This is a genomic window from Kribbella sp. NPDC055110, from assembly GCF_053607525.1.
Genome location: NZ_JBSGTS010000001.1, coordinates 146,236 through 170,853 on the forward strand (window position 1 = coordinate 146,236; position 24,618 = coordinate 170,853).

A 24,618-nucleotide genomic window follows, 5' to 3' on the forward strand; every position below is an offset into this window, starting at 1 on the left:
GTGGCGTGTTGCTGCCTGAATCGTCGGTTCCGGGGGCGGATCTGCCTGTCCGGGCGGTTCTGCCCGCCACGGTCGACGCGGTGCGTTCGCGCGGTACTGCGGTGTTGGTTGCGCCGCCTGGATCGGGGAAGACCTCACTGTTGCCGCTTGCGCTGGGCGACGCGCTCGGGGGCACGATCATCGTCGCCGAGCCGCGAAGGATGGCAACTCGCGCGGCTGCAAGTCGGCTGGCGACGCTGGTCGGCGAACCGCTCGGGCAGCAGATCGGCTACGCGATGCGCGGTGAACGCAGCGGCGGCAAAGGAGTCCGTGTCGAGGTGGTGACGACAGGTCTCCTCGTACGGCGTCTGCAGCAGAACCCGGAGCTGCCGGGGGTCGCCGCGATTGTGATCGACGAGTGTCACGAGCGGCACCTGGATGCCGATCTGCTGCTCGCGTTCTGCGTCGACATCCGGGCGAATCTCCGGGAGGACCTCGCGATCGTTGCGACCTCGGCCACGGCGGACACGATCAGGCTGAGTCGCGCGTTGGGTGTGGATGTTCCGGCACCTGTGATCACCGCATCTGCTGCGCTGTACGACGTGGCGATCGAGTGGGCCCCACCACCGGTCCCCGTGCCGCTCCTTCCCGGTGGGCGGGTCGACCCCCGCCTGCTGGATCACGTAGCGGCTGTCGTCCGGCGTGCCCTGGCCGAGAACGACGGCGACATCCTCGTGTTCGTCCCGGGGGAGGCTGAGATCAACGGTGTGACTCGTCGGTTGGCCGGTGAGAACGTCCTGCCGTTGTTCGGTCGCCAGTCGAGGGCTGAACAGGACCGCGCGTTGGCGCCGGCCGTCACTCGCCGGATCGTGGTCACGACGTCGGTCGCGGAGAGCTCGCTGACCGTGCCCGGGGTCAGGGTTGTGGTCGACTCGGGTCTGGCCCGGGAGCCGCGGACCGATCAGTCCCGTAGCCTCGGTGCGCTGGTCACCTGCCGGGTCTCGAAATCGTCAGCCGACCAGCGAGCGGGTCGCGCCGGGCGCGAGGCGCCTGGCCGGGTCTATCGGTGCTGGTCCGCCACCGATCACTCGCATCTCGATGATCATCCGGCGCCGGAGATCGCGATCGCGGATCTGGCGGCCTTCGCCCTCGACCTCGCGGCGTGGGGTGCGCCTGCCGGTGCCGGTCTGACGCTGCTCGACGCGCCGCCGGTGGTGGCGATGACCGCGGCCACCGAACTGCTGCGCCGCCTCGATGCGGTGGACGACGGCGGCCGGATCACCGAGCGCGGACGGCGGATGGCGGCGATCGGAGCGCATCCTCGATTGGCCCGTGCGTTGCTGGACGGGTCGCCGCGGGTCGGCGCCGACCGGGCGCGCGAGATCGTCGCGATGCTCTCGGACGACTCCGGCCGCGACTTCGGCGACGACCTACCGGCCCGCTGGCGAGCCCTCCGCCGCGGCGAGGACCGCGGAGCCACAACCCGCTGGCGAGAAGAAACCAACCGCCTAGCCCGAGGCACAACACCCAGCAACCCGGTGGGTGGTGCGGGGACTGGTTGGGGGGTGCGGGTTGTGTCGGATGATCTTGCGGTGGGGGTTGTGGTGGGGTTGGCGTATCCGGATCGGATTGCGCGGGTGCGGGGGGTCGACTCGGCGACGTACCAGATGTCTGGTGGTACGGGCGCAGCGCTGGATCCGCAGTCGCCGTTGCGGTCCACGACCTGGCTGGCGATCGCGGCTGCCGACCGGGCACCCGGTCGCGCCGACGCCAGGATCCGGTCCGCGGCGCCGATCGACGAGCAGACCGCCCGGGACATCGCGGGCGACCTCGTCTCGACCACAGACCAGATCCACTGGAAAGACGGCCGGATCGTGACGCGGCGCGTCGAGGCACTGGGCGCGATCGTGCTCAACGACGTCCCGCTGGCAAAGCCCGACCCGCTGCTCGTTCAAGCGGCCGTCCGCGACGGTATCCGGCGCAGCGGTCTGTCCGTACTGCGCTGGTCGGAGGCGGCACTCGCCCTGCGGGAGCGGCTCGCGTTCTGCCATGCCCACCTCGGAGCCCCGTGGCCTGCGGTCGACGACGAAGCGCTTCTGGCCGACCTCGACGAATGGCTGGGTACCGAGCTCGCCTCGGTGCGAGGATCGCGCGATCTTGCCCACATCGATGTGACCTCGGCGCTCCGGCGACTACTGCCGTGGCCCGCGGCAACCCGGTTCGGCGAACTTGCACCGGAACGGCTCCGGGTCCCCTCGGGCTCCGAGGTGCGACTTATGTACGACGGTGTCGAGCCGCCGGTCCTCGCCGTGAAGCTGCAGGAAGTATTCGGCTGGACTGCCACCCCAGTCGTCGCGGACGGCCGTGTCCCCGTCGTTCTGCACCTCCTGTCGCCCGCACGGCGCCCGGTCGCGATCACGAGCGACCTCGCCTCCTTCTGGAAGCAGGGCTACCCCCAGGTCCGAGCCGACCTGCGAGCCCGCTACCCCCGCCATCCCTGGCCGGAAGATCCACTCACCGCCCTCCCGACCAAACGACTAAAACCCCGCCAGTGAACCGAGATGGCACCGCCTCACGAATCTCGATCGTCCAGCTTGAAACTCTGCGGTAGCCTGCTCGAAAAATGCTTGGGGACCCCTGACGTCCCTTGCCGTTGGCATCGTTCGAGAGAAGGCTCATGCGCTGTATCGACCGGAGTGCGCAGTACGCGAGGTTCGATTTCGGACGCCTGACAGTTGTTCCCCTGTTGGACGGCTATATCGATCTGCCGCCGTCGAGGCTCCGGGACGAGCGTGGCGGCGTACTCAGCCCGCTGCCGGAAGAGGTCCCACTCGTCGACGGTCGCTTGAGGCTGTCGGTCAACGCGTTCCTCGTCGACGACGGAGAGCGTCGCGTGCTGGTCGACACCGGCGCCTCGAACAGCTGGGATCCAACGATGGGTGCGCTTCTCGACAGCATGCGCGAAGCGGGCATCGATCGTGAGTCGATCACAGATGTGGCGATCACCCACGCACACCTGGACCACGTGAACGGGTTGATTGCTCCCGATGGTTCCGACGCGTTCCCGCTCCTGGAGCGCATCTTCGTCGGCGCGGGAGACACGGGTGTGTTCGACCGGAATCTTGCCCGCTTCCGGGAGCGTGTGGTGCCGGTCGCCGAGGAGCTGGCTGTGACTCCGTGGATGATCGCGCTACCTACCGTCGGGCACACGCCCGGGCACACGACGTACGACGTTCACGACGGCGACGGCCACCTGCTCATCTGGGGCGACACCATCCACGTTCCCTCGTTGCAGTTCTCCCATCCAGAGGTGTCATGGGAGCTGGACAGCGATCAGGCGCTGGCCATGGCTAGCCGGGTAAGGCTCCTGGAGCGGCTGGCCGGCCCACGGCACTTCGTTGCCGGCGCCCATTTGGATTGGCCAGGGATCGCAAGCGTCACAAAGGACGGCTCCGGCTACGCGCTGGAATATCTGAGCTGATGTCGAGCGCCTGACTGGCCGGGACCACCAGCCACGCACTGTCCGAACCTTGTGACACCGAGTATTGGCAGCGAGCGGAAGAGCTGCCATTCTGGGCCCGGACGGAGGGGAGCGGGGGATGGACGAGGCCGGACAACGAGATGTTGCGGGGCGGCTCGCAGCGGCATATGCCGCGGTCATGGCGGGCGTGCTGTATCCAGGGAGCGAAGCGGACACGCCGTACGAGGCGTTTTCTGCCTGGCTTCCCGCCGACCAGGAACTGACTGGCGACGCGTTCCGCTCGGCGGCTGGTATCGATCCGGGCTGGACGATCAGGTTGTCGGAGGCCACGGACTGGTTCGACACCAAGATCGCCGGTGCGCTGGATCCGCTGGCCGGCAACGATCCTCGCGCGGCCGCTGCGTACGGGCTGCTGGAGCGGCTGATGCGGGCGAGCGTCGAATGGCCGCCGTACGCGGTGACGGCAGTGGGCCCGGACGACGGGTTCCACGAGACACCGCGGTACATCCTCGGCCGGGTCGAGGGCGGCGGTCTGGCTGGATTGGTTGCGCGAAGCATCGAGACTTGAGGGGGACCGGTGGGCGACTTCGATGGTGCGGCGTTGTTGGACGGGAAGGTCGCGGATCTGCTGGCACTGGGCTTCGACGTCGGCGCGGCGACCGGTGACGTCGTGTTCGCCGGCGCGGGTGTGTACCGGCAGCATGAGTACGCATTGGTGTGTGCGCACGAGGTGCACGGCGCGCATGAGGTGAACGGACTCATCCTGGATCACTACGTGAACGTTCTCGGTGGTCCCGAGGGCGGTTGGGGATTCCCTCAGAGCGACGAGTACGCCGATGGCGAGGACGGCCGCTCGAGCGACTTCGAAGGCGGAACCTTGTTCTGGACCGCGGAGTACGGCGTACTGGAGATCTACGCCAGCCCCGCGGAGCAGACCGCTCCCGACGTCGATTGGACGACGACCAGTGGGGCCTCCCGGCTCGCGTACGCCGTACGCACCTTGGTGGATCGCTACGGGTATCCGGTGAACGGTGCGGCCGGCATCGTCGGCAATCTCTGGGCCGAATCCGGTGTGCTCCCGAGCCGGATCGAGGGGAGCGCGTCGACGTCGCCGCTGCGGGCGAAGGACTTCGACGGGAACGTCGTCGACTTCGAGGCGCAGGACGTGATGGACCGCGACCCGGACGCCAGATCTGGTCCGCGGCTACCGGGAGTCGGGTTGGCCCAGTGGACCAGCAGCGCGCGACGGGCGAGGTTGTTCAGCTACGAGTACGACGGCGTGGTCCTCGGAGCGGCTGTGCTGTTCAGCATGGATGCGCAACTGGACTATCTCGCCTCCGAGCTGCGCAACAGCTATCCGGGCGTGAACGCGACCGTGGCGGCCGCCGACGTCACGCTCGAGGCAGCGACCGACGACATCGTGTACCGGTTCGAAGTCCCAGGAGCCATCCTGTCCGGCGGCGCGAAGCTGCCGCGCGAAGATGCCAGGGTGCAGGCCGTGTTCAACGAGCGGAGGTCGTACGCCGTACGCGCACTCCAGGCGTACCAGTCGGTCTAGGAGACCGGGAGGTTGTCGCTGAGGTGGAGTGCCTTGCCGAGTTGGACGGCGGTGTTCTGCAACTGCCGCAGACCACGGGCAGGTGGAAAGGCCTTCACCTCGGCTGTCACCCCGATGATGTGCATCGTGGACGGTCCCGGTACGACGGCCGCGGCGCACCACCAGCCGACGCGGGACTCCTCGTATTCGACGGCGAGCCCGTTCTCCGCGGTCCGCCGAAGCCGCTCGAGGATCAGTCGCGGGCGGGTGACCGTGTACGGCGTGGCGCGCGGAATGCCGGCGCGGAGGACATCCTCGACCGAGCCCGGGCGTAAGGCGATCATCAGCTGCCCGATCGCGGTGCTCGGGCAGTCACCGGTGGCGACGCGTGGCAGCCAGTCCCGGTTCGTTGCCGATGACATCAAAGCGCTGTGCCGGTGCGTGAAGGCCGTGTCCGCGACGACGAAGGCATCACCCGAGACGACACCGGCCCAGGCAATCTGCCCCGTCGATTGGCTGAGCTCCTGCAGAAACGGTCCGGCGACCTCGGCGTCCGCGATCTGGCGCGCCGCCGACGTCCCGAGCTCGAGGAGCCGCAGACCCAGCCGATAGCCGTCCGGCCCGAGGTGCAGCACCCGGTGGCCGACGAGATTGTTGGCGATCCTCCGGACGGTGGCCTTCGGCAGGCCGGTCTCAGCCGTGAGTCGCGCGAGTGACACTGCCCCGGCACCGGCGGAGACCGCGCCGATGATGTCCATCATCCGCCCAGCGACGGTGTGGTCGTCCACGTCGTCCCCCAGAACTGTTCGTTGCCCGAGACCATCATGCCCTCGCAGTGGTCGGCGTGTCACTCAGTGGTACGACTCCCTGGCCGATCCGCCACGCCGGATGTCAGGCTGGCTGCGCCGGCCGGGCATGGGTGCCGGGCCTTCGGCAACAACTGAGGGGGAGTTCTCGATGGCACCGAGGTACCTGGTCAGGACCGATCCGCCGTTCACCTTCCTGGGGCAGCCGTGTGGCGAGGGGGTGAATCCGGTGATGGCTGAGCGGCTGGAGGCGGTTGAAGCGGATCTCCGGGTTACGCATGCGGCTCAGATGGAGTCGGGTGAGACCTATGACGACTTCGAAACCTGGTGCGGCTTGCACGAGCAGGCGATCGGCTGGCGCTCTCATGCCGGGCACCACGGGTCGGGATCCGCGGTGGACCTCAACTACACGACTACGCCGTACATCGTGACGCGCACGGGTAGAAGGCTCGGCGGTGAGGCGGCCGCGGCGGATCAGCAGGCGATGCGGGAACGGGCTGCCGGCGTGTACGACCGAGCAGTCTGGTTCCTCGAAGGCGACGACGCACCGCGGGCTGATCTGAGCATCCGCGTGACCGACACGATCGAAGTCGCCTACGACCGGTTCCGTCGCGTGTCGGACGCGCTGACGGGCTATCTGTCCTGGGCGGTATCGCCCGAACACATTCGCGTCGAGCGTCCACCGATACCGGACGTCCAGGAGCTGCCCGACGGTGACGAGCGCTTCCTGGCGATTCCTCCGTCAGAGCTCAACGGTGACGCGGCGTCGGCGATCGCGTCGCTGGCGAAGGTCCTGGACGACGAAGCGGCGGCGACATCCGCGTACTACCAGATGCTCCGCGACTACGAACTCGTGCGCATTCCGATGCTGTTCGGAAATCCGGCGCGGCCCGTCACCGAAACCCGCAACCCGGCGCACGGCTTTCTCGATCTGCGGCGTGAAGTCGTGGTTTCGCTGATCACCGTCGGGAGCACTTCGAGCCACAAGATGCGCTGGGGTGCTTGCGATTTCGGTGTCGAGGAGAGCGGAGACGTCATGCACTTCGATCTCGGGTCGGACGCCGGCTACGAACCGGCCTGAGAGGCCTGACCGGTGGCCACCTACGAGTTGGAATCCGGAGCCCGCTATCTCCTGGCCCGCCCCGACGATCTCCTGTACGTTCCGATCGACTTCGATCCGCCTACCGGCAGAGTGTGCTTGACCTTGCCTGTTCAGCATGTCTCCGAGGTCCCCTCGGCACAACTGCCGACCCCACTTCCCGCCCCGCCGTACCCCGTCATGGCGATCGGTGCCGACGGCACCTGGAATCGATTGATGTTTCCTCGTCCCCAGGGCGATCTGTTGACCTGGTTGCCAGGGCTCCTCGGCTCGCAGCAGGCGGAGTGGGGTGACGTCGAACTGCACTTTCCGACGTTCTTGCACATCCGGTCGCGGGGGCGCTCGAAATGGCGCCTCAACCCCGGGCCACGGACCGCGCAGGGATGGACCGCGGTATGGCAGGCAGAGCTGCTCGCGACCGAGGGGAGCCTTCCGGAGACCGGGCGTACGCCGATGTTCGAGGTGGCGGCTGTCGAACCGATCATCCCGTTCGCCTTCCAGGCCTGGCCGATCACGTACTACGGGGAATTCCACAACGCGTGGTTCGAGACCAAACTCTCGCTGTCGATGCTCGGCGCGACGGGCCGTCTGCACGGACCGCACCGGCCGTTTCCGGTCGGCGCCCCGGGACCGACCATCGCCGACTACACCCACCTCACTCAGTTCGGGCGGGACACGTTCGTCCACGGTACGACGTTCGGTCACCTGAGCTCCGGCCATCGGGCGCAGGTCGACACCGAGTTGCGCCGGGCGTTCACCCGGATGCACTGGAACAACCCGTTCGCGGTCGTGGAACCGCCGGACTACACGTCGGAGGGCGACATCCAGGCCTGCCACCTGGTCTCCGTCTCCCGGCTGACGGTTCTCGACGAGGCGGTCGAGGCCGCGCACCCCCAGACGCCGTGGCGTTCCCTGCGCATCACGAGTGGCGCGGATCTGTCGGTCGATCCGCCTTCTGGCTCGGCGTACTGGTTGACTCACCGCGGCGCCGATGTGCGGTTCGGGCTCCTCGGCACCGACTGGGACGGCAACGAGGTGCCGTTCTCGGCACCGCTGATGTTCATCGCCGACGGTGCCACCGCTTCCGCGGCGGAAGCGTTCGCGCAGGACGGCCGGTCCCGCGTCGATCTCCAGGGCCGGTCAGTGGCGCTCGCCGACCGCGGAGGTGTCGCGAGCGCAGCCTACGGGTCTGCCTCGCTGCCTGTGCACGGGATGTGGATGACGTTGACCGAGGTCGGCGGCCGGCCGGCGCTGATCGCAGACCGGGCTGAGGTGGCTCTCGAGGCCGTCCAGCGACTGTCAGGTCAGGCAGCGAACACGATCGCACGACTGCGGCATTCGCTGGACGATGCCGGCACCTTCCTGGAACTTGTCGACCCCTTGAAGGTCGTCCTGCCGGCGCAGAACGCGGGCGGCCTGGCCGCGCCGACGAGTGTGCTCGGCTCGGTCAGCGCCTTGACCGGTGTCGTCCCGGTCCCGTCCGTTGCCGAGGCGTTCGGCGAGGCCCGGCTGCTGGGGGCATCGCTGATCGATCTGCTCGCCGCCGACCAACCCGAGCCCCAGCTCAGAACGGTCGAACTGCCGGACCAGATCGAAACTCGCTATGTCTGGGATCCGAAGCTCGATACCGCCTCTGCCGGAGGATTTCTGACTCTGCACGACGGCGCGTCCCTGCATCTCGAGGCGACCGTGACCCAGCCGCTGGCGGGCACATCAGGCCCACGGGCCACGGTGCTGGGTCACCTCACGGGCGTGCGGCTCAGCCTGCTCGACGGGCTCGTGACGATCGGGGTCGACGAGTTCCGCTTCGAGGCCCTGCCCGACTCTTCGCCCGCTGTTGTCGCGACCGGAGTCCACGTGGAGTTCGGCGACTCCCTGAAGATGGTGCAGCGCCTCGCCGAGGACATCGTCGGATTCGCCTCCGGCTGTCCGATCGAGGTCACACCGCAGGGCATCGGAGCGCAGTACGTCGTGACCCCTGGCGACATCGGTGTGGGCGTGTTCAGCCTGCGGAACCTTTCGCTCTCCGCCCGGGTCTGGATCCCCTTCGTCGACGGACCGGCCACGGTCCGCTTCGCCTTCGGTGAGGTCGATGCGCCGTTCACGGTCGGCGTCGGGATCTTCGGAGGCGGCGGCCACGTCGGCATCACCGGCAGCAGCCGGGGCGACATCGACGTCGACGTCTCACTGGAGTTCGGAGGCAACTTCGACATCAGCGTCGCGGTGGCCTCCGGCCGGGTCTTCGCCATGGGCGGCATCGCCTTCGTCATGGGCAAAGTGAACGAGATCGGGGGCTACCTTCGATGCGGCGGCCACCTCGAGATTCTCGACTTGGTCGGGGTGAGCGTCGAGTTTCGGGTTGGCCTGCGCTACACGTACTCCGCGGCATCGGGCGGCACGCTGTCCGGTAGTGCATCGGTCACCGTCGGGGTGGAGCTCCTCGGGTTCGAGGAGTCGGTGACCTTCGAAGTGTCCCAATCGTTCGCGGTCGGTCCGGACGGCACCGGAGGCATGCAGAACGTCGCCGAACTGTACGACGAAGCGTCCTGGGCCGAGCTTTGTGCCGCGTTCATGGAGGAGGCGTCATGAGCGCGTCCGTGACTTGGTTGTGCTGCCCGGCCGGCATCAAGGACGACGTGGTGCAAGTGTCCGTGGTCGCCCTCCCGCGCCTCGCACCGGAGCACGAGGGCGCGACCATCGCAGACTTCGGGCCGCTGGCGGACTGGCCGGCGGCGATTGCGGCGATCGATCTCGTACTCTCCTTCTCCGGGGTCGAGGTGCGTCCCCGACGTCGGGGCGAGGCTCCGGATTCGGCGTTGTGGCGGACGCTGTTCCCGGGAACCAGAGTCAATGGTTTCGGGTCGGGTCGTGATCCGATGGCGATGCCTGTTGTCGAAGTCGCCACCGGAGCGGCGGCGGACGTGATTCGTACCGCCTATGCCACCGCAGCGCTCGAGGACCCCGGTTCCGTCGATGCAGATGCTGTGCTGTCAGAGTTGTTCGACGTCGGCCCGATCCAGGAGTTCATGGCGGAGCAGCGACGCATGATCGGTGAGGCTTTCGAAGCAGATCCCGGTGTGGCACTGGGAAGAAGGGTGTCCACCCCTGCTCGTCAGGCGTCTTCTGCGATCGCCGGCGTGATCGCGGCGCCGCGGCTGCAGGCGGGCGCCACGCCGGCGCAGCCGGAGCCGCTCGACGTACACCGAGTGTTGAGTCTTCTCGGCGACCACGGCTGGCTACGGCGCAGGCTCGGCCTCGTGCTCGATCTGGAGGTATCGCTGAATGACCTGGCGGGCCGGCAGCCAGGAGCTGTTGCGGTGGCCGCTGCGTCCGCCCTCCCCGGGGGAGTGGAGCATGTGTTGCCGTGGACGGGACTCGACTCCGTGTTCGGGGTTCCGTCGCGTGAGCCCGGTACGACGCCTGGGGTCTGGCCGCTCCACGGAGGTGGCTACCGACTCGAGTCACTGGATGTGGATGCGGTGGCAACGGCAGGTGTCGCGCGCCTGGCCTCGGCGGAACCAACCCGCGCGCTGCCCGCGCTCCGTGACGATGGGATCGCGCTCGTCTTGACCGGCCGAGCGGAGTCATTGGTATCCCGGATGGCAGCACGTCGCGACACTCGCACAGCAGGTGGCCGCACCGAGAACAGTCCTTTGCTCGCCGAGGACCTGATCCGGGGCCTGCGTTGCGACGTACTGGACGAGACGACCGGCAGCTACCACTCGCTCCACCAGCGTCGGGTCGGCTATCGCATCGACGGATACGGGGAACTCCCGGCGGACGGCCTGCCCATCGAGGAGGAGGGTGTCTTTCACGAGGCTGTCACCGGATCGGACGTCAGTGTGGTCGACGAACGCATCGTCACGTGGCGCGGATGGAGTCTGTCCGCGCCACGTCCTGGAACGTCCAGAGCCGGCGACATGCGAACCGCCGATTGGCTCGACGCCCTGCACACCCACCTGACGATCGCCGCGATTCCAGGAAGCCTTCCACGACTTCGGTACGGCCGCAGCTACCGCTTCAGGGTGCGGACCGTAGATGCCGCCGGACGTAGCCTCCCCTTGGAAGCCGCGCCCGACGAGACGACCGAGCCGCTGACGTTTCGTCGCTACCAACCGGTCGCACCTCCTGTTGTCGCGAGGATCGACCCGAGTGCGTCCTATCCGCCGGGTGAGACGCTCACCCGTCTGGTTGCGCACGACGAACTGGCGGTCGCCGTCGCAGCGGGCGCTCCCGCGCCATCGATTCCGGATCCCTCCTCGGAGCGGTGGCTGCTTCCTCCACCCGCGTCATTCGACCTTGCTGAACGGCACGGCGTACTGGACACCGCGCTCGGCAATCGTGACGCGTCCGGGAGGACCGCGACCCGTGAGCTGTTGGGACGCTTCGGCGCCGACACGACCTCTCAGATCGACGGTGTGGTTCCGTGGCTTCCGGACCCCCAGGCGGTTGGCCTTGCGTTGACAGGGCTGCCCTACACCGCTCAGGGCGAGGTCGTGACCGTCATGTTCGATGGGCCGACGTGGGACCAGCTCGCGCCCGTTCGGCTGCGGGTAGTCTCAGTGCAGGAGCTGATCTGGGCCATGGCGGACCTTGAGCAGCCGTTCGACGCCCGTCCCAAGTACGACGCGGCCAGCCGCACTCTGACCGTGTACCTGCCACAGGCGAGTGTGACTCGGGTGCAGGTCTCGTGTGTGCTTCGCGATCCGGACATCATGGCCCTGCTGCATGACGTGGGCGCGGCCGATGGCGATGAGGGCGGGCGTCGGGCGGTCACCGAGGCGCGGATCCGTGGCGCCCAGCACCCGATGGTGACCTCGCCGATCGAACTGGAACTGGTGCACGCCGCCCTCGCAGGAACACCTGCATTCGAAGGTCAGCCGACGTTGGTTCGTCAACCCGGTGAGACAACGCTGGCCTTCAAGGGCTCGATCTCCCTGGACACCGTCACCACCGACGAATTGATGTTGCGAGCGGCCTGGGACGAGGAACGTGATCGCGGCAGGGACGGTGTCCCCGACGTCGTCCGCCGATCGGCAGAAGTGTGCCGCTGGCGACCAGGCAGGAATCTGATTCTCCCTCCAGGGCGGCAGGTTCAGGAGATCGACACGGACAGTCTCCGGCTCCCTCGGCTGCAGCTGGGTACGACCGGGCACCGCACCGTGTCTCTGACGGTGGCCGCAACGTCTTCCTTCGCCGACTGCTTCGGGCCGAACGGTTCTCCCGCCCAAGAGAGCCAACGCGTCGACATCCAGGTGCTGAACGCGGTCGCCCCGGTTCCTCCCTTGATCCGAGCCGCGGTGCCGTCCCAACGCATGGAGCCGCCGGTGGTCGAGCGCGTCGAAGATCTCGTCTTCATCGAAGAAGCCCAGCCCGATGCCTTCCCGTCCGGTGAAGCCGGTTGGGTGCGCACGAGCGTGAGCCGGACGGGTGGGGGGATCCGGGTCTACCTCGAGCGGCCCTGGTACACCAGCGGATCGGGAGAGCTGCTGGGAGTCGTGGTCGCTGACCCGAGTGTCGCGGCACCGCCGATCGCCGGTGTGCCCGATAACCAGTGGGGCCTCGACGACGGGAATCCGGTGACCCAGTGGGTCACCTTGGCAGGTCAGGATCCGATCACCATCTCGCACGGGTTCGCCCCGCTGCGGGCGGCAGACTTCTGGAACGTCGCGTACGCCGGGTCGCTGACAGCTCTGCCTCAAGCCCGTGCCGCCGGGGTTGAGTTGCCGGTCTCGGTGCTGGGCTTCGCACCGCAGTACGAGGCGTCGAGTGGGCTGTGGTTCGCTGACATCGCGGTCGATCCGAAGTCGACGTACCGGCCCTTCTATCGGCTCACGGTAGTGCGCTACCAGCCCAATTCGGTGGCTGAGGAGACGATGGTTTCACCGGTCGCACTGGTCGACGTGGTCCAGCCGCTGCCGCAGAGGCAGCTGACCGCGCTCCGGCGGAGCAACGATCCGCAGGTACGGGTGACTCTGCGAGGTACGACGTACCGCGTGAACGATGAGGATCTCCGCGCGCGGGTGAGCTGCACGGTGTTCCTCAGCAGCTCCTCGGATGACGACCATTGGGTGGCCGCCGGCGAACCTGTGGATCTGAGTTGGCTGTCGGAGTACACGGCTTGGAGCAGCGTGATCTCGCTGCCGGTAGCAGCTGAGGGCCAACGTATGCGACTGCTGGTGACAGAGCACGACCGGGTCCCCGCGCTGGCCGTACGTGCTGAAAGGATCGTCTTCGTCGGTGCGATCGACCTGCCGGACGCGTGAAGCAGGGCGGGGTTCCAGTTTGTGTCGTCAGTTGGAGGGCGTGGTTGAGGTGGATCAGGTTGGGCCTGTCCAGGTTTGGTTGGGGCCGCCTATGCAGTCCCAGATGATGAGTTGGTGGCCGTTGGTGGTGTTGCCGGAGTCGAGGTCGAGGCAGCGGTTCGCGGTGACGTTTCGGAGTTGTCCGTTCGACCAGCGGGTCCACTGCTGGGCGGGATTGTTGGCCGTGCAGGGTGCTGTTGTCACTCCGGCTCCGTTCGCCGACGACGCGGGTTGCAGGCAGGTTCCTCCCGAGGTGAACGTTCCGTTGGCGTTGGGGGTCCAGGTCTGGTTGGCGAGGCCGGTGCAGGTCCAGATCTGTACCTTGTTCGTCGCCACATCACGATCCGCGCAGGAGGACGTCGTACCCCAGGTGAGGGCTCCGGTGGCGGTTGTGTAGTTGGGGCCGAGCCAGCTCTGGTTGCGGGTGCCGACGCAGTCGTAGATCTGCAGTTGGCGGCCGTTGGTGAAGTCGGCCTCTGGGAGGTCCAGGCACCGCCCGGAGGCCTGGTTGATGAGTGCGCCGAAGTTGCCTTGGCGCCACTTCTGGTTGCCGCCGCCTGCGCAGGCTGCGACGCGCACCAAGGTCAGGTTCGCCGTCTGGCCGGACGGCACCTCCAAGCAGACGCCACCCGTTTTCAGCTCGCCGAAGCTGTTGAGACTCCACGTCTGGTTGGCGTTCGCCAGGCAGGACCACAGCTGAACGTTGCCGCTGGCAACATCGCGGTCGACGCACAGGTCCTGCCGCGTGGTCGACGCGATGGCGCCGGCGGGCGCCGTGCCCGCGGGACCGGGCGTCCAGGTCGAGCCGATGGGAGAGAGGCTCAGGGAGGTGAGTGTGACCGCACCACCGACGGCGTACAGGTGAAGCCCGAGGCTCGCGGGGGAGGAGTCGAAGGCGACGTTGTCGCTCACGACGGTCTTGCCGTCATTGCCGAAGACCTCCAGTTGCCCGCGGTCCACGAGCAGCCTGATCGTCACGTGGTTCGAGATCGGTGGCATCGGTACGCCGTACAGCGTCTGCGCCCCAACGCCGTACGCGACCGTGCGATCGCTCGATCCGTCCGAACGCGCGTGCAGGCGGAACCCGAACTCCGATGCGGTGGCGCCGGTCAGGTCGAACTGTGCGGTGAGCTCGTACGTGTCGGCCGAGCTGCCGCTGAGCGGATCGGTCGCGGGATCCGTCGTGATCGTGCGCGTTCCCCAGGTCTGCGTCGACGTACGGATGGTAGAGATCTCGCTGACCGGATTGCGGGTGAGGCGGACGCCCTCCGGATGGGTCTTCAGGGCGAGCTCGACCGGGAAGGACGCGTTGCCGGTCCAGGTCACGCCCGCGTTGCTCGGCTGCCAGCCGAGTTGGACGATGCGGCCGTTCGGCAGCTGGTTGAAGGTCTGGGGCGCGTACCAGGTGGACGGCGGGAAGGCCGCGCCGGAGACTCCCTGTTCCATCCGCTGCGGGGTCGCCCAGTCCGCGACGAACAGTCCGTTCGCGTCGAGCGATCCGATGACGTACTCGCCGCTGGCATCCTGCAGGACCCACTTCGAGGCGCTGGAGTTCCCGTCGACCGGCAGTTGGTAGAGGTCGGGACATTCGACGAACCAGCTGGCCGAGTAGGCGCCGCGATAGGTCCAGTCGAGCAGATTCGTCGTGGTATAGAAGGCGGCGCCGGTCCCGGCCCGGAACGTGACGAGTTCCCAGCGGTTGTGCTGCGGGTCCCATTGCACCTTGGGGTCGCGGCTCTCGACCGGATCGGTGATGACCTTCGCGCCGCCGTTGTACATCTGGAAGGTCTTCGCCCCGTCGGTCGAGTACGCGATGCTGACGCCGTCGGTGTTGGTGAACAGCAGGATCGGGTCGTCGGACCCGACCTTCAGGCCGGTCACGTTGTTCACGTCGACCCAGCCCGATCCCGACCAGAGAGTGCCGCTGTGCACACCTGGTTCGAGGGCGATCGGTTGCTGCGTCCAATGCACGAGGTCCGTGCTCGTCGCGTGTCCCCAGTGCACCGCGGCGTCCCAGCCGAGCCCGTGGGGATTGTGCTGGAAGAAGAGGTGGTACACGCCGCGGTAGTACAGCGGAGCGTTGATGTCGTTCATGAATCCGTTCTGCGGGCTGAAGTGGAACTGACCGCGGAACGGCTCGGTGTAGTCGGTGGCGGCGTACGGGTACTCCGGATAGTCCGACGGTGAGCCGGCCACGGCGGCCGGGACCGCCGTGAGACAGCTGAGCGCCAGGACCAAGCCCAGCAACGACGCAATCCGGCTCATGGCGTGGCCCGGAACCCGTACGTCGCTCCGCTCAGCGCTTGGAACTCTGCCGTGGTGCCGCAGTCGAGGACTTTCGTGTTGACCGTCGATCCGTCCAGTACGACGGTGTGTACGGCGACGTTCGCGGCCGTGTGGTTGGTGGCGACGTAGTTGTTGCTCCCCGACTTCACCAGGACCATCGTCGGGGTCGCACCGGACGGCGTGATGTTCGCGGCCGGAACGTCGTACGAGAAGTGATTGCCGACCACGGTGTTGCCGCTGCCGTTGAGCTGCACCAGCCCGAAGAGATCGTCGAGCCCGTTGTTGAAGCCGGTCATCGCGGGGAACGATTCGGGCACCCGGAGGAAGTGGTTCGACCCGATCAGGTTGTTGTGGCAGGCGCCTTCGCACTGGATCATGCCCGGATAGAAGGCGTGCAGGCGGTTCGCGCTGATCGTGTTGTTCGTGCTGTTCTTCAGGTGCACCGAGCTCTTGCCCCGGGGGAAGATGTTGTTCCCGGAGACGATCAGGCCGAAGTGGTTCTCGGCGTAGATCGAGAAGCCGACGTAGCCGGCGCCGATCATGTTGTCGTTCACCATGCTGGCCTGCCCGGAGCCGACGAGCTCGATGCAGCTGCCGTTCTCGCAGATGAAGTTGCCCTGGATGTGCAGTGCGTCGGCGTCGGTGATCACGATCCCGCGCTGCAGATAGATCATCCCGAGGCCGCGGATCCGCAGCGAGTCGGTGGCGGTGGTCGACCGGATCCCGATCTTGCCGTTGAGGTAGCTGTTCTGGTTCGGCGTGAACGAGACGCCGTCCAGGCAGAAGTCGAGCAGTTCGATCGAGCTGAGCCGGGGGTCGCCGCTGCGGCTGATCAGGATGGCCTCGGCATTCCCGTCGGTGTTCTCGACCCGGATCCGGCTGCCGCCCGGCCAGATCTCGTGCCAACCGGAGGTGTCGCCGGCGTTGTAGCGGATGCTCGACGACGTGAAGCCGTGTCCCGATCCCTTGAGCTGCAGGTAGCTGATGTCGATGACGATCCGGGTCTTGAGCGAGTAGTCGCCCGGTGGGATGTAGATGACCGCTCCGGGTTTCGAGGCCTGTGTCGGCTGGTTCGTCTTGATGTCGGCGATGATGCTGTTCACGATCGCGCCGATGTCGGTGTAGGCGGTGGTTGATGGGCTGCCAGGGATGGTCCAGGTGGTGACGTCGTAGATCGTGGAGGGCATTCGTCTTCCCTTTCCTGATGCGAGCGGTCAGAGCACGCCGAGGAGCGTGTTGTGCGGTCGCGGGGCTGCGGCGGCAGCTGCCGGCGTACTCGGCAGTTGGAGGTAACCCGCGGCGCTCACGGCGGCCGCGGCTGCCAGGAAGACTCGGCGCGAGAGGCGTGCGTCCGGAGGAGTGGAGGAGTTCACGGCGGCTCCTTCTCGAGGGTGCCAAAAGGTTTTGGCTGAGCGGAACTGATCCGAAGTTAGGACTGCGGCCAGGCGGCGGCAAGGTCGCCGCCGGTGCCAAAAGTTTTGGCAGCAGTTTGGCGGAATTTTGGCGTTGACCGACCGGCCCCGGCGGGCAAACACTGCTGCCAAGACGTTTTGCCAAAACGTTTAATCATAAGCACTGGAACGGAGTCGGAGTCATGAAACTTCGCAGCACGAGCGGTCGTCTCCGGACCGCGATGGCGGGCATCGCCGTGGCGACGAGCGTGATCCTGGCGATCGCCGGATGCGGTGCCGGTGGGAGCTCGGAAGGTGCCGCCGGCAAGCTCACCGTCCTGGTGGAGGGCGGCGGAAAGGCCGAGCTCCAGCCGATCGCCGATCTCTACCAGAAGGACACCGGTACGACGGTCGAACTGGTCGAACTGCCGTACGACGGTCTCTACGACCGGATCCAGACCGAGCTCGGCGCGGGTAAGACGTCCTTCGACGTCGCGGCGCTCGACGCGATCTGGCTGAGCGCCTTCTCGGCCGGTGTCTCGCCGCTCGACGACCTGTTCACCGACGACGTGAAGCGCGATCTGTTCCCGGGCCTGGTGACCGAGGCACAGGTCGGCGGGTCGTACGTCGGGATTCCGGTGTGGACGAACTCCGAGATTCTCTACTACCGGACCGACCTGTTCGGGGACCCGAAGAACAAGGCTGCCTTCCAGGCGAAGTACGGGTACCCGCTCGGGCCGCCGACGACGTGGAAGCAGTACAAGGACGCGGCCGAGTTCTTCACCCGCGACACGAACGGCGACGGCCGGACCGATCTGTACGGCACCGATGTGAAGGGTGCGGTCGAGACGGAATGGCTGGCCACGGTTTCGCAGACCGGCGAGAAGACGATGGTTCTCGATCCGAAGAGCGGCGACGTCACCATCGACGATGCCGATCACCTGGCAGCGTTGAACTTCTACACCAGCTTGTTGCCTTATGCACCACCTGGCGCCGCGCAACTCGACTGGGCCGGCGCGCAGAACCTCTTCTATCAGGGCAAGCTCGCGATGATGCGCTTCTGGGGCCATGCCTACACCCAGACCCCGGCCAACGCCGCGGTCAAGGGCAAGATCGGTGTCGCTCCGATGATCGCGGGACCCGGCGGTATCGCCGGCGTACCGGGTGCCTGGTACCTCTCGGTGCCCAAGGCAACTGACAAGCAGGCAGAGGCCAAGAAGTTCGTTGCCTTCGCCTACGCGCACAACGACCTCTCGATCAAGACGTCGCTGGGCCTGGTCGCCCGGATCTCGGCGTTCGAGTCGCAAGCCGGCGTCGCCGGGCACGAGAACTACCCGGCCATCCTCACGACGCTGAAGTCTCCCGCGACGGTCGTGCGGCCGGCCACGCCGAAGTGGCAGGAGATCGTGACCTCGGTGCTGACGCCGATGCTGCAGAAGGCGGTCGCCAAGGGCGCGGACAACGCCGCACTGCTGAAACAGGCGAAGGCCCAGATCCAAGCGATCGTCAAGTAGGGAAACCTCTGTGCGCCTCACCGACCGCCGGTTCGCCCTCGCACTGATCGCGCCGGCCGCAGTGTTCCTCGCCGCCTTCGTGGCGTGGCCGCTGCTCAGATTCGTCTCGAACGGGTTCTACGAGATCTCGCCGATGGCCGGCGGCCCGCGGAGGTTCGTGGGTTTCGACAACTTCGCGACCGCGTTCGGTTCGCCGGCATTCCAAGGAGCGGCGCTGCGGACGATCGTCTACACGCTGATCGTGGTCACGCTCGAGTTCACCTTCGGGCTTGCCGTGGCACTGGTCTTCGCGGCGCTCGGCAGTCGGTCGGCAGTGTTCCGGACTGTGTTCATGTACCCGCTGATGGTCGCACCGGTGGTGGCCGGCCTGCTGTGGCGATTCCTGCTCATCGACAACTTCGGCATCCTCAACGAGTTGCTGCGCCGGGTCGGACTGCTGCACAGCACGGACCAGATCGCCTGGCTGAGCAATCCGAAGATCGCCTTGTTCTCGGTGGCGCTGCCGGACATCTGGCTGACGACGTCGTTCATCACGCTCGTCCTCTTCGCGGGACTGCAGAACGTGCCGGGTGACGTCATCGAGGCCGCTCGGATCGACGGCGTACGGTTCCCGACGCTGCTGTTCCGGATCATCCTGCCGCTGTTGCGACCGGTGATCGCCGTGGCGCTGATCGTTCGCGGCATCGACGCGGCCCGCGCGTTCGACATCATCCTGATCCAGACCAGCGGCGGGCCACAGGACAGTACGACGACGCTCAGCCTGCTGATCTACCGCACGATGACGCGCAACGGCGATCCCGGACTGGCCAGCGCGATGGGCACCGTCTACCTGATCGGGATGCTCGTGGTCGCCGCGGTCGCGATCTTCGCCATCTGGCGGCCCGGGAGTGATCAGGTGTGAACGGCCTCGAGACCCGTCGCCGTCCGGCGCGCGTCATCCTGTGGGGCGCACTGGCGGCCGTCCTGGTGCTGTACGGATTCCCGTTCGTCTACCTCCTGCTCACGTCGTTCAAGACGCCGCTCGACGCGATCGCCGTACCGCCCCAGGTGTTGCCGTCGCAGTGGACGCTCGACAACTACGTCACCGCGCTCAGCAAGGAAGGCGTCGTACCCGCGCTGATCAACAGCGTCGCCACCGCAGTGCTCAGTACGGCGTTCTCACTCGCCCTCGGGGTGCCGGCGGCGTACGCGATCACCCGCTACCGAACGCCGAGCGGGCGCATCTTCGTGGTCGCGGCGCTGGTCACCCGGATGGTGCCGACGATCGCGGTCGGGGCGCCGCTGGTCGAGACGATGCGGCGGCTCGGCATCTCGGACACCACGATCGGTCTGGCGATCGCCCACACCACGATCTCGCTGCCGCTGTCGATCTGGCTGATGTCGAGCTTCTTCGAGGCGGTCCCGGTCGAGCTGGAGGAAGCCGCCAAGGTCGACGGCAGCGATCGGCTGCAGGCGCTCCGGCACGTCGTACTGCCGGTCGTGTCCGGCGGCTTGGCGGTGACGGCCATCTTCGCCTTCCTCGCGTCCTGGAACGAGTTCCTGTTCGCGCTGCTGCTCACGTCGGTGCGGGCTCAGACCACTCCGATCGTGATCGCCAACTTCCAGACCCAGTTCGGCCTCGACTGGGGTGGGATGACCGCGCTCTCGGCGCTGTACTCCGTCCCCGTCATCCTGCTCACCCTCGCGCTCCAGCGGCACATCGTCGCGGGCCTGACCCTCGGCGCCGTCAAGGGCTGACACCTCTCAACCACCGGAGAAGATATGGAATTCTGGCAACCGAACAGCCCGCTCGGCGGCCTGGCCCACGTGAAGTCCGGCCGGTCGCGGCGCGAGTCGAGCTGGGACCGCAGTGGCGGCAACCGGGACTTCGCGGTGGTGCCCGCAGGGGAGACCTTCGTGATCGCCGACATCAGCGGGGCCGGACGCATCGAGCACATCTGGCTGACCACGCGGTGCTACTCGGAGAAGTACCTGCGCAAGCTCGTCATCGAGATGTTCTGGGACGGGGAGGAGAACCCGAGCGTACGGGCGCCGCTCGGCGACTTCTTCGGGGTCGGGCACGCGGTCGCGAAGCACTACATCTCCCTGCCGCTGAACGCCGTGTTCGGTCCGCGGCGGGGTCCGAAGGGGCCGTTCGCGGCGGCGATGAACTCCTACTTCCCGATGCCGTTCGGAAGTCACGCGCGGATCCAGATCCGCAACGAGAGCGATCAGCCGATCGAGAATCTCTTCTATTACGTCGACTACGAGCTCAACGAGCAGCCGATCCCGGACGACGTCGCGCGGTTCCACGCGTACTACCGGCAGGAGAAGCCGACGACCGCCGTACGGCACGCCTCTGATCTGGAGAACCCGGCGCCGTGGGACCTGCCGGGGACGAATCTGACCGGGGACGACAACTACGTGATCCTCGATGCGACCGGCACGGGGCATTACGTTGGCTGCGTGCTCAGCATCGACAACTTCGACGCGTCCAACCAGGTGTTCACCTGGCCGGGCGAGGGCGACGACATGTTCTTCATCGACGGGGAGGTCTGGCCGCCGTCCCTGCACGGGACCGGCACGGAGGACTACTTCGGTGCCGCGTGGGGATTCCCGAGTGGGGAGTACGCCGGTCCGTACCACGGCATCACGCTCGGTGCGAGCCCGCAGGAGCACTTCGGGCTGTGGAGCATGTTCCGCTGGCACATCGAGGACCCGGTCCGGTTCGAGAAGAGCCTGCGGGTGTCTATCGAGCACGGACACGCCAACGACCAGGGGAACGACTACTCGAGCGTCGCCTACTGGTACCAGTTGGGCGAGCACGCGCCGCATGCCGAGCTGCCACCGGTCGAGGAACGGCTACCGCGACGATGGCCGGAACATGGCCTTTGGGACGAGTAATGGCTGACGAGGATGTGGTTGTGCCGAAGGTGGGGATCCGGGATGTCGCGCGCGCCGCGGGGGTGTCCGTCACGACGGTTTCGCATGTGCTCAACGAGACTCCGCACACGCGCACGAGTGAGGCGACCCGGGACCGGGTGCGATCGGTCGCCCGGGACCTGGGGTACACCCCGAACCGGCTCGCCCGCGGGCTGCGGACCCGCGCGTCGGACATGATTGGGCTGCTCACCGAGGAGATCGCGACCACCCCGCACGCCGGCCGGATCATCCTTGGCGCGCAGGAAGAGGCGAGCCGGCACAACCTCACCCTCGCGATCATCAACTCGCATCTCGACGCCGGCGCGGACGCCCGCCGCGCCGACGCCCGGGCGCTGATCGAGCGTCAGGTGGACGGCATCATCTACGCCACGGTCTTCCACCACGAGGTGTCGGTGCCGCGCGAGTTGCGCGCGGTCCCGGCGGTGTTGATAGGAGCCTTGGACCGGCAAGGCGTCGTACCCGCTGTTCTGCCGGACGAGGCGAGTGGGGCGGCGGATCTCGTTGCCCTGCTGGCCGACGCCGGGCATCGGCGGATCGCGTTCGCGGACTCGAGCATCGAGGTTCCGGCCACCCAGGGCCGCCTGGTCGGGTACCTCCGCGGTCTCGAGCAGGCAGGTATCCCGCGGGACGAACAGCTGATCGCCTCGGGTGTCTCGGAGGCCGGCGGCGGATACACGGCCAGCCTCGAACTGCTCGATCGCGACGATCGGCCGACGGCGATCTTCTGTTACAACGACCGGATGGCGATGGGCGCCTACCGCGCGGTCCAGGAGCTCGGCCTGCGCGTTCCGGACGATGTGTCGATCGTCGGCTTCGACGACCAGGCGCCCATCGCGGCCAGTGTCTACCCGGCGCTCACCACCGTCGCCCTGCCGCATTACGAGATGGGAGCCTGGGCGGTGGCCACCCTGACCCGGCTCATCCAGAGCAGCAGCACCTCGTGGTACCGCTCGACACACCCGACGTCGCTACCTTGCCCGGTAGTCGTCCGCGAGTCCGTCGCCCAGATCAACCCTTGACACTGGTTCCAGGCGATAATCAGCTGGTCGTGCGGGTCGTTGAGGACTGCGAGGAGGAATTGTGGGACGCCGTGGTTGCCTTTTGATCGTCTGCGCGTTGGCCCTTGGACTGGTGGCCGGCACCAACCTGACGGCGAGTGCCGCGCCCGGACGAGTGGCGCAGTTCTCGCCTGGCGCACCGGGAGCCGGGGATCCGTACTTCCCCGACATGGGCAACGGCGGCTACGACGTCAGCCACTACGACATCCGGCTCGCGTTCGACCCCAAGACCAAGGCGATCACCGCGACCACGACGATCCTTGCCAGAGCCACGCAGAATCTCTCCCGCTTCGACGTGGATTTCCAGGGACCGCTGAAGATCAGCAAGCTCTCGGTCAATGGGCTCGAGGCGTCGTTCGCCCGCAGCGGTGCGCAGGAGTTGGTGATCACTCCGCGGCACGGCCTGTGGCGGGGGAGCACCTTCCTCGTCTCGGTGACCTACGCAGGCGTTCCGCAGAAGGTCGACGACCCTGCGCTGGGCCTTTCCGGCTGGGTCGCGACCAAGGACGGCGCGGTCGCACTCAACCAGCCCATCGGCGCGGCGACCTACTACCCGGTGAACGACACCACCGACGACAAGGCGACGTACACCCAGACCATCACCGTGCCGACCGGACTCACCGTGCTGGCCAACGGCGAACCAGGACCGACCACCACGCACAACGGCCGAAGCACCTTCCGTTGGCACATGAACCAGCCGATGGCGAGCGAGTTGGCCATGATCGCGATCGGGAAGTACAACGTCACCCGCAGCGCGACGGCCGACGGCCTCCCGAACATCACCGCGATCGGTCAGTCGATCGACTCCATCGCCGGTCAGGACAAGGTGTTCAACCAGACCACCGCGCAGATCGTCCAGTGGGAGTCGTCGCTGTACGGGCGTTATCCGTTCGGCTCGACCGGCGGCATCCTCGCCGACGTCGGCGTCCACTATGCCCTGGAGACGCAGAGCCGACCGGTGTACGACCAACGCACCAGCCGCGTCGACGGCGACCTGCTCGCCCACGAACTCGGCCACCAATGGTTCGGCGACAGCCTCACTCCCGTGCACTGGTCGGACATCTGGCTGAACGAAGGCTTCGCCACCTACTCGGAGTGGCTCTACCAGGAGAAGTTCAACGGCATCCCGGTCGCACAGAGCTTCGCGGAGGCGTACGCCGACGAGAATGACTGGAGTGGCGCGGTGGCCGACCCCGGGCGGGATCACATTTTCGACGACCTGGTCTACACCCGCGGCGCGATGACGTTGCAGGCGCTCCGCGTGAAGATCGGCGACCCCGCCTTCTTCCAGCTGCTCAGGCAGTGGCCGGCGACCTACCGGCACGGAAACGTCTCGACGCAGACTTTCATCCGGTTCGTCGAGCGACTGACCCACCGCGACCTCGGCACGTTCTTCCACACCTGGCTCTACCAGCCAGGCAAGCCAACGCTCTGACGATCAGCCGCGTCGCGGGCGTGGGTGGCCGCGTGGTCGACGTCGCTGTGGGTCATGGTCAGGTAGGCAACGAGCGCCGCGAAGAGCAGCAGGCCGATCGCTGTGACGGAGCCGGTGCCCCAGCCGACGCCGCCGTCGTGGGTGCCCTTGCCGAGCCAGTCGGCGACTGATGCGCCGAGCGGTCGGGTCAGCACGTACGACGCCCAGAAGGCGACCGTGACGTTCAGACCGAGCTTCCGCAGGCCGAGCGGCACCACGATGAGTACGGCGAAGAGCAGGATCGACCAGGTGAAGCCCAGGCCGAAGTCGATCGCGGTGGCGTCGCCGACCGCGGTGCCGAGGCCGAAGGTCATCAGTACGACGCCCCAGTAGAACCGCTCGCGCCGGGCGGTGGTGATGGAGTGCACCGAGATGGTGCCCTCGCTGCGCCGCCACCAGATCAGCAGGCCGCACAGCAGCACGAGGTAGACGATGGAGTCGAACCAGTACGGCGTACCGAGCGCGACATGCGGTCCGTCAGCGATCATCGTGCCGAAAACGGCGACGCTGAGGACGGTGGACCAGTACCGCACCGGGTGGTAGGTCTCGGACTTCAGTTGCAGGTAGAGAGCGACGGAGAAGCCACCGACCCCGATCGCGGCGGCCAACGGGATGCTGACGGTGCCGAGGAAGTCCGAGCCTGTCTCGCCGATTCCGGTAGTCAGCAGCTTGACCACCCAGAACATCAGGAAGACCGCGGGAACCTTCGGAGCCGAGAACACTCGTATCTGCATAGGCCCGAAACCTAATGTCCGCAACCTGAAAA

General features: G+C 67.1%; 18 protein-coding genes. 13 read left to right on the plus strand and 5 right to left on the minus strand.

Annotated elements, in window-relative coordinates:
• Nucleotides 1-5: 5 nt before the first annotated feature.
• The 4 genes from hrpB (at nt 6) to ACWF0M_RS00700 (ending at nt 5,018) form a co-directional block, all read left to right on the plus strand.
• Nucleotides 6-2,534, plus strand: a complete 2,529-nt coding sequence (hrpB, locus tag ACWF0M_RS00685) for an ATP-dependent helicase HrpB (protein WP_452233464.1) — start codon at nt 6-8, stop codon at nt 2,532-2,534.
• 191 nt (nt 2,535-2,725) lie between these two features.
• A complete protein-coding gene (locus tag ACWF0M_RS00690; protein WP_452233465.1) occupies nt 2,726-3,460 on the plus strand; it encodes an MBL fold metallo-hydrolase in 735 nt (244 codons plus the stop codon).
• Between the two features lie 118 nt (nt 3,461-3,578).
• Nucleotides 3,579-4,028, plus strand: coding sequence for a nuclease A inhibitor family protein (locus tag ACWF0M_RS00695; protein ID WP_452233466.1), 450 nt, complete (start codon nt 3,579-3,581; stop codon nt 4,026-4,028).
• A 9-nt stretch (nt 4,029-4,037) separates the two neighbouring features.
• The gene (locus ACWF0M_RS00700; protein WP_452233467.1) at nt 4,038-5,018 is read left to right on the plus strand and encodes a phage tail tip lysozyme; all 981 of its coding nucleotides are present in this window, start codon (nt 4,038-4,040) and stop codon (nt 5,016-5,018) included.
• On the opposite strand, the gene ACWF0M_RS00705 is transcribed toward ACWF0M_RS00700, so the two are convergent.
• Entirely contained in the window at nt 5,015-5,785 is a 771-nt protein-coding gene (locus ACWF0M_RS00705; RefSeq protein WP_452233468.1) for an IclR family transcriptional regulator domain-containing protein, read from the minus strand. The genes ACWF0M_RS00700 and ACWF0M_RS00705 overlap by 4 nt on opposite strands.
• Nucleotides 5,786-5,954: 169 nt before the next feature.
• Here ACWF0M_RS00705 and ACWF0M_RS00710 point away from each other — a divergent pair, with 169 nt between their 5' ends.
• The 3 genes from ACWF0M_RS00710 (at nt 5,955) to ACWF0M_RS00720 (ending at nt 13,168) form a co-directional block, all read left to right on the plus strand.
• Nucleotides 5,955-6,884 (plus strand): hypothetical protein, encoded by a 930-nt coding sequence (locus ACWF0M_RS00710; RefSeq protein WP_452233469.1) that lies wholly within the window; start codon nt 5,955-5,957, stop codon nt 6,882-6,884.
• A gap of 234 nt (nt 6,885-7,118) precedes the next feature.
• Complete coding sequence (locus ACWF0M_RS00715; protein WP_452233470.1) at nt 7,119-9,491, plus strand: hypothetical protein; 2,373 nt, start codon at nt 7,119-7,121, stop codon at nt 9,489-9,491.
• The gene (locus ACWF0M_RS00720; RefSeq protein WP_452233471.1) at nt 9,488-13,168 is read left to right on the plus strand and encodes a hypothetical protein; all 3,681 of its coding nucleotides are present in this window, start codon (nt 9,488-9,490) and stop codon (nt 13,166-13,168) included. The genes ACWF0M_RS00715 and ACWF0M_RS00720 overlap by 4 nt, the downstream gene beginning before the upstream one ends.
• Nucleotides 13,169-13,222: 54 nt before the next feature.
• On the opposite strand, the gene ACWF0M_RS00725 is transcribed toward ACWF0M_RS00720, so the two are convergent.
• Genes ACWF0M_RS00725 through ACWF0M_RS00735 form a run of 3 tightly spaced genes read right to left on the minus strand, consistent with a single transcriptional unit; the run spans nt 13,223 to nt 16,866 of the window.
• On the minus strand, nt 13,223-15,472 hold the full coding sequence (locus ACWF0M_RS00725; RefSeq protein ID WP_452233472.1) for a ricin-type beta-trefoil lectin domain protein: 2,250 nt from the start codon (nt 15,470-15,472) through the stop codon (nt 13,223-13,225).
• Complete coding sequence (locus ACWF0M_RS00730) at nt 15,469-16,680, minus strand: NosD domain-containing protein (protein ID WP_452233473.1); 1,212 nt, start codon at nt 16,678-16,680, stop codon at nt 15,469-15,471. The genes ACWF0M_RS00725 and ACWF0M_RS00730 overlap by 4 nt, the downstream gene beginning before the upstream one ends.
• Before the next feature lie 27 nt (nt 16,681-16,707).
• Nucleotides 16,708-16,866, minus strand: a complete 159-nt coding sequence (locus ACWF0M_RS00735; protein ID WP_452233474.1) for a hypothetical protein — start codon at nt 16,864-16,866, stop codon at nt 16,708-16,710.
• Between the two features lie 221 nt (nt 16,867-17,087).
• Between ACWF0M_RS00735 and ACWF0M_RS00740 the strand changes: the two genes are divergently transcribed.
• From ACWF0M_RS00740 to ACWF0M_RS00765, 6 genes are all read left to right on the plus strand, one after another.
• Entirely contained in the window at nt 17,088-18,398 is a 1,311-nt protein-coding gene (locus tag ACWF0M_RS00740; RefSeq protein ID WP_452233475.1) for an ABC transporter substrate-binding protein, read from the plus strand.
• A 10-nt stretch (nt 18,399-18,408) separates the two neighbouring features.
• Nucleotides 18,409-19,299, plus strand: a complete 891-nt coding sequence (locus tag ACWF0M_RS00745) for a carbohydrate ABC transporter permease (RefSeq protein ID WP_452233476.1) — start codon at nt 18,409-18,411, stop codon at nt 19,297-19,299.
• Nucleotides 19,296-20,135 carry a carbohydrate ABC transporter permease gene (locus ACWF0M_RS00750; RefSeq protein WP_452233477.1) on the plus strand — a complete coding sequence of 280 codons (840 nt, stop codon included), beginning with the start codon at nt 19,296-19,298 and terminating at the stop codon, nt 20,133-20,135. Before ACWF0M_RS00745 ends, ACWF0M_RS00750 begins: the two co-directional genes overlap by 4 nt.
• 24 nt (nt 20,136-20,159) lie before the next feature.
• Nucleotides 20,160-21,281 carry a glycoside hydrolase family 172 protein gene (locus ACWF0M_RS00755; RefSeq protein ID WP_452233478.1) on the plus strand — a complete coding sequence of 374 codons (1,122 nt, stop codon included), beginning with the start codon at nt 20,160-20,162 and terminating at the stop codon, nt 21,279-21,281.
• Nucleotides 21,281-22,339 carry a LacI family DNA-binding transcriptional regulator gene (locus ACWF0M_RS00760; protein WP_452233479.1) on the plus strand — a complete coding sequence of 353 codons (1,059 nt, stop codon included), beginning with the start codon at nt 21,281-21,283 and terminating at the stop codon, nt 22,337-22,339. The genes ACWF0M_RS00755 and ACWF0M_RS00760 overlap by 1 nt, the downstream gene beginning before the upstream one ends.
• A gap of 97 nt (nt 22,340-22,436) precedes the next feature.
• Complete coding sequence (locus ACWF0M_RS00765) at nt 22,437-23,813, plus strand: M1 family metallopeptidase (protein WP_452233480.1); 1,377 nt, start codon at nt 22,437-22,439, stop codon at nt 23,811-23,813.
• Here ACWF0M_RS00765 and ACWF0M_RS00770 read toward each other — a convergent pair.
• Nucleotides 23,786-24,586: a COG4705 family protein gene (locus tag ACWF0M_RS00770; protein WP_452233481.1), complete on the minus strand. Its 801-nt coding sequence runs from the start codon at nt 24,584-24,586 to the stop codon at nt 23,786-23,788. The genes ACWF0M_RS00765 and ACWF0M_RS00770 overlap by 28 nt on opposite strands.
• Nucleotides 24,587-24,618 lie beyond the last annotated feature (32 nt).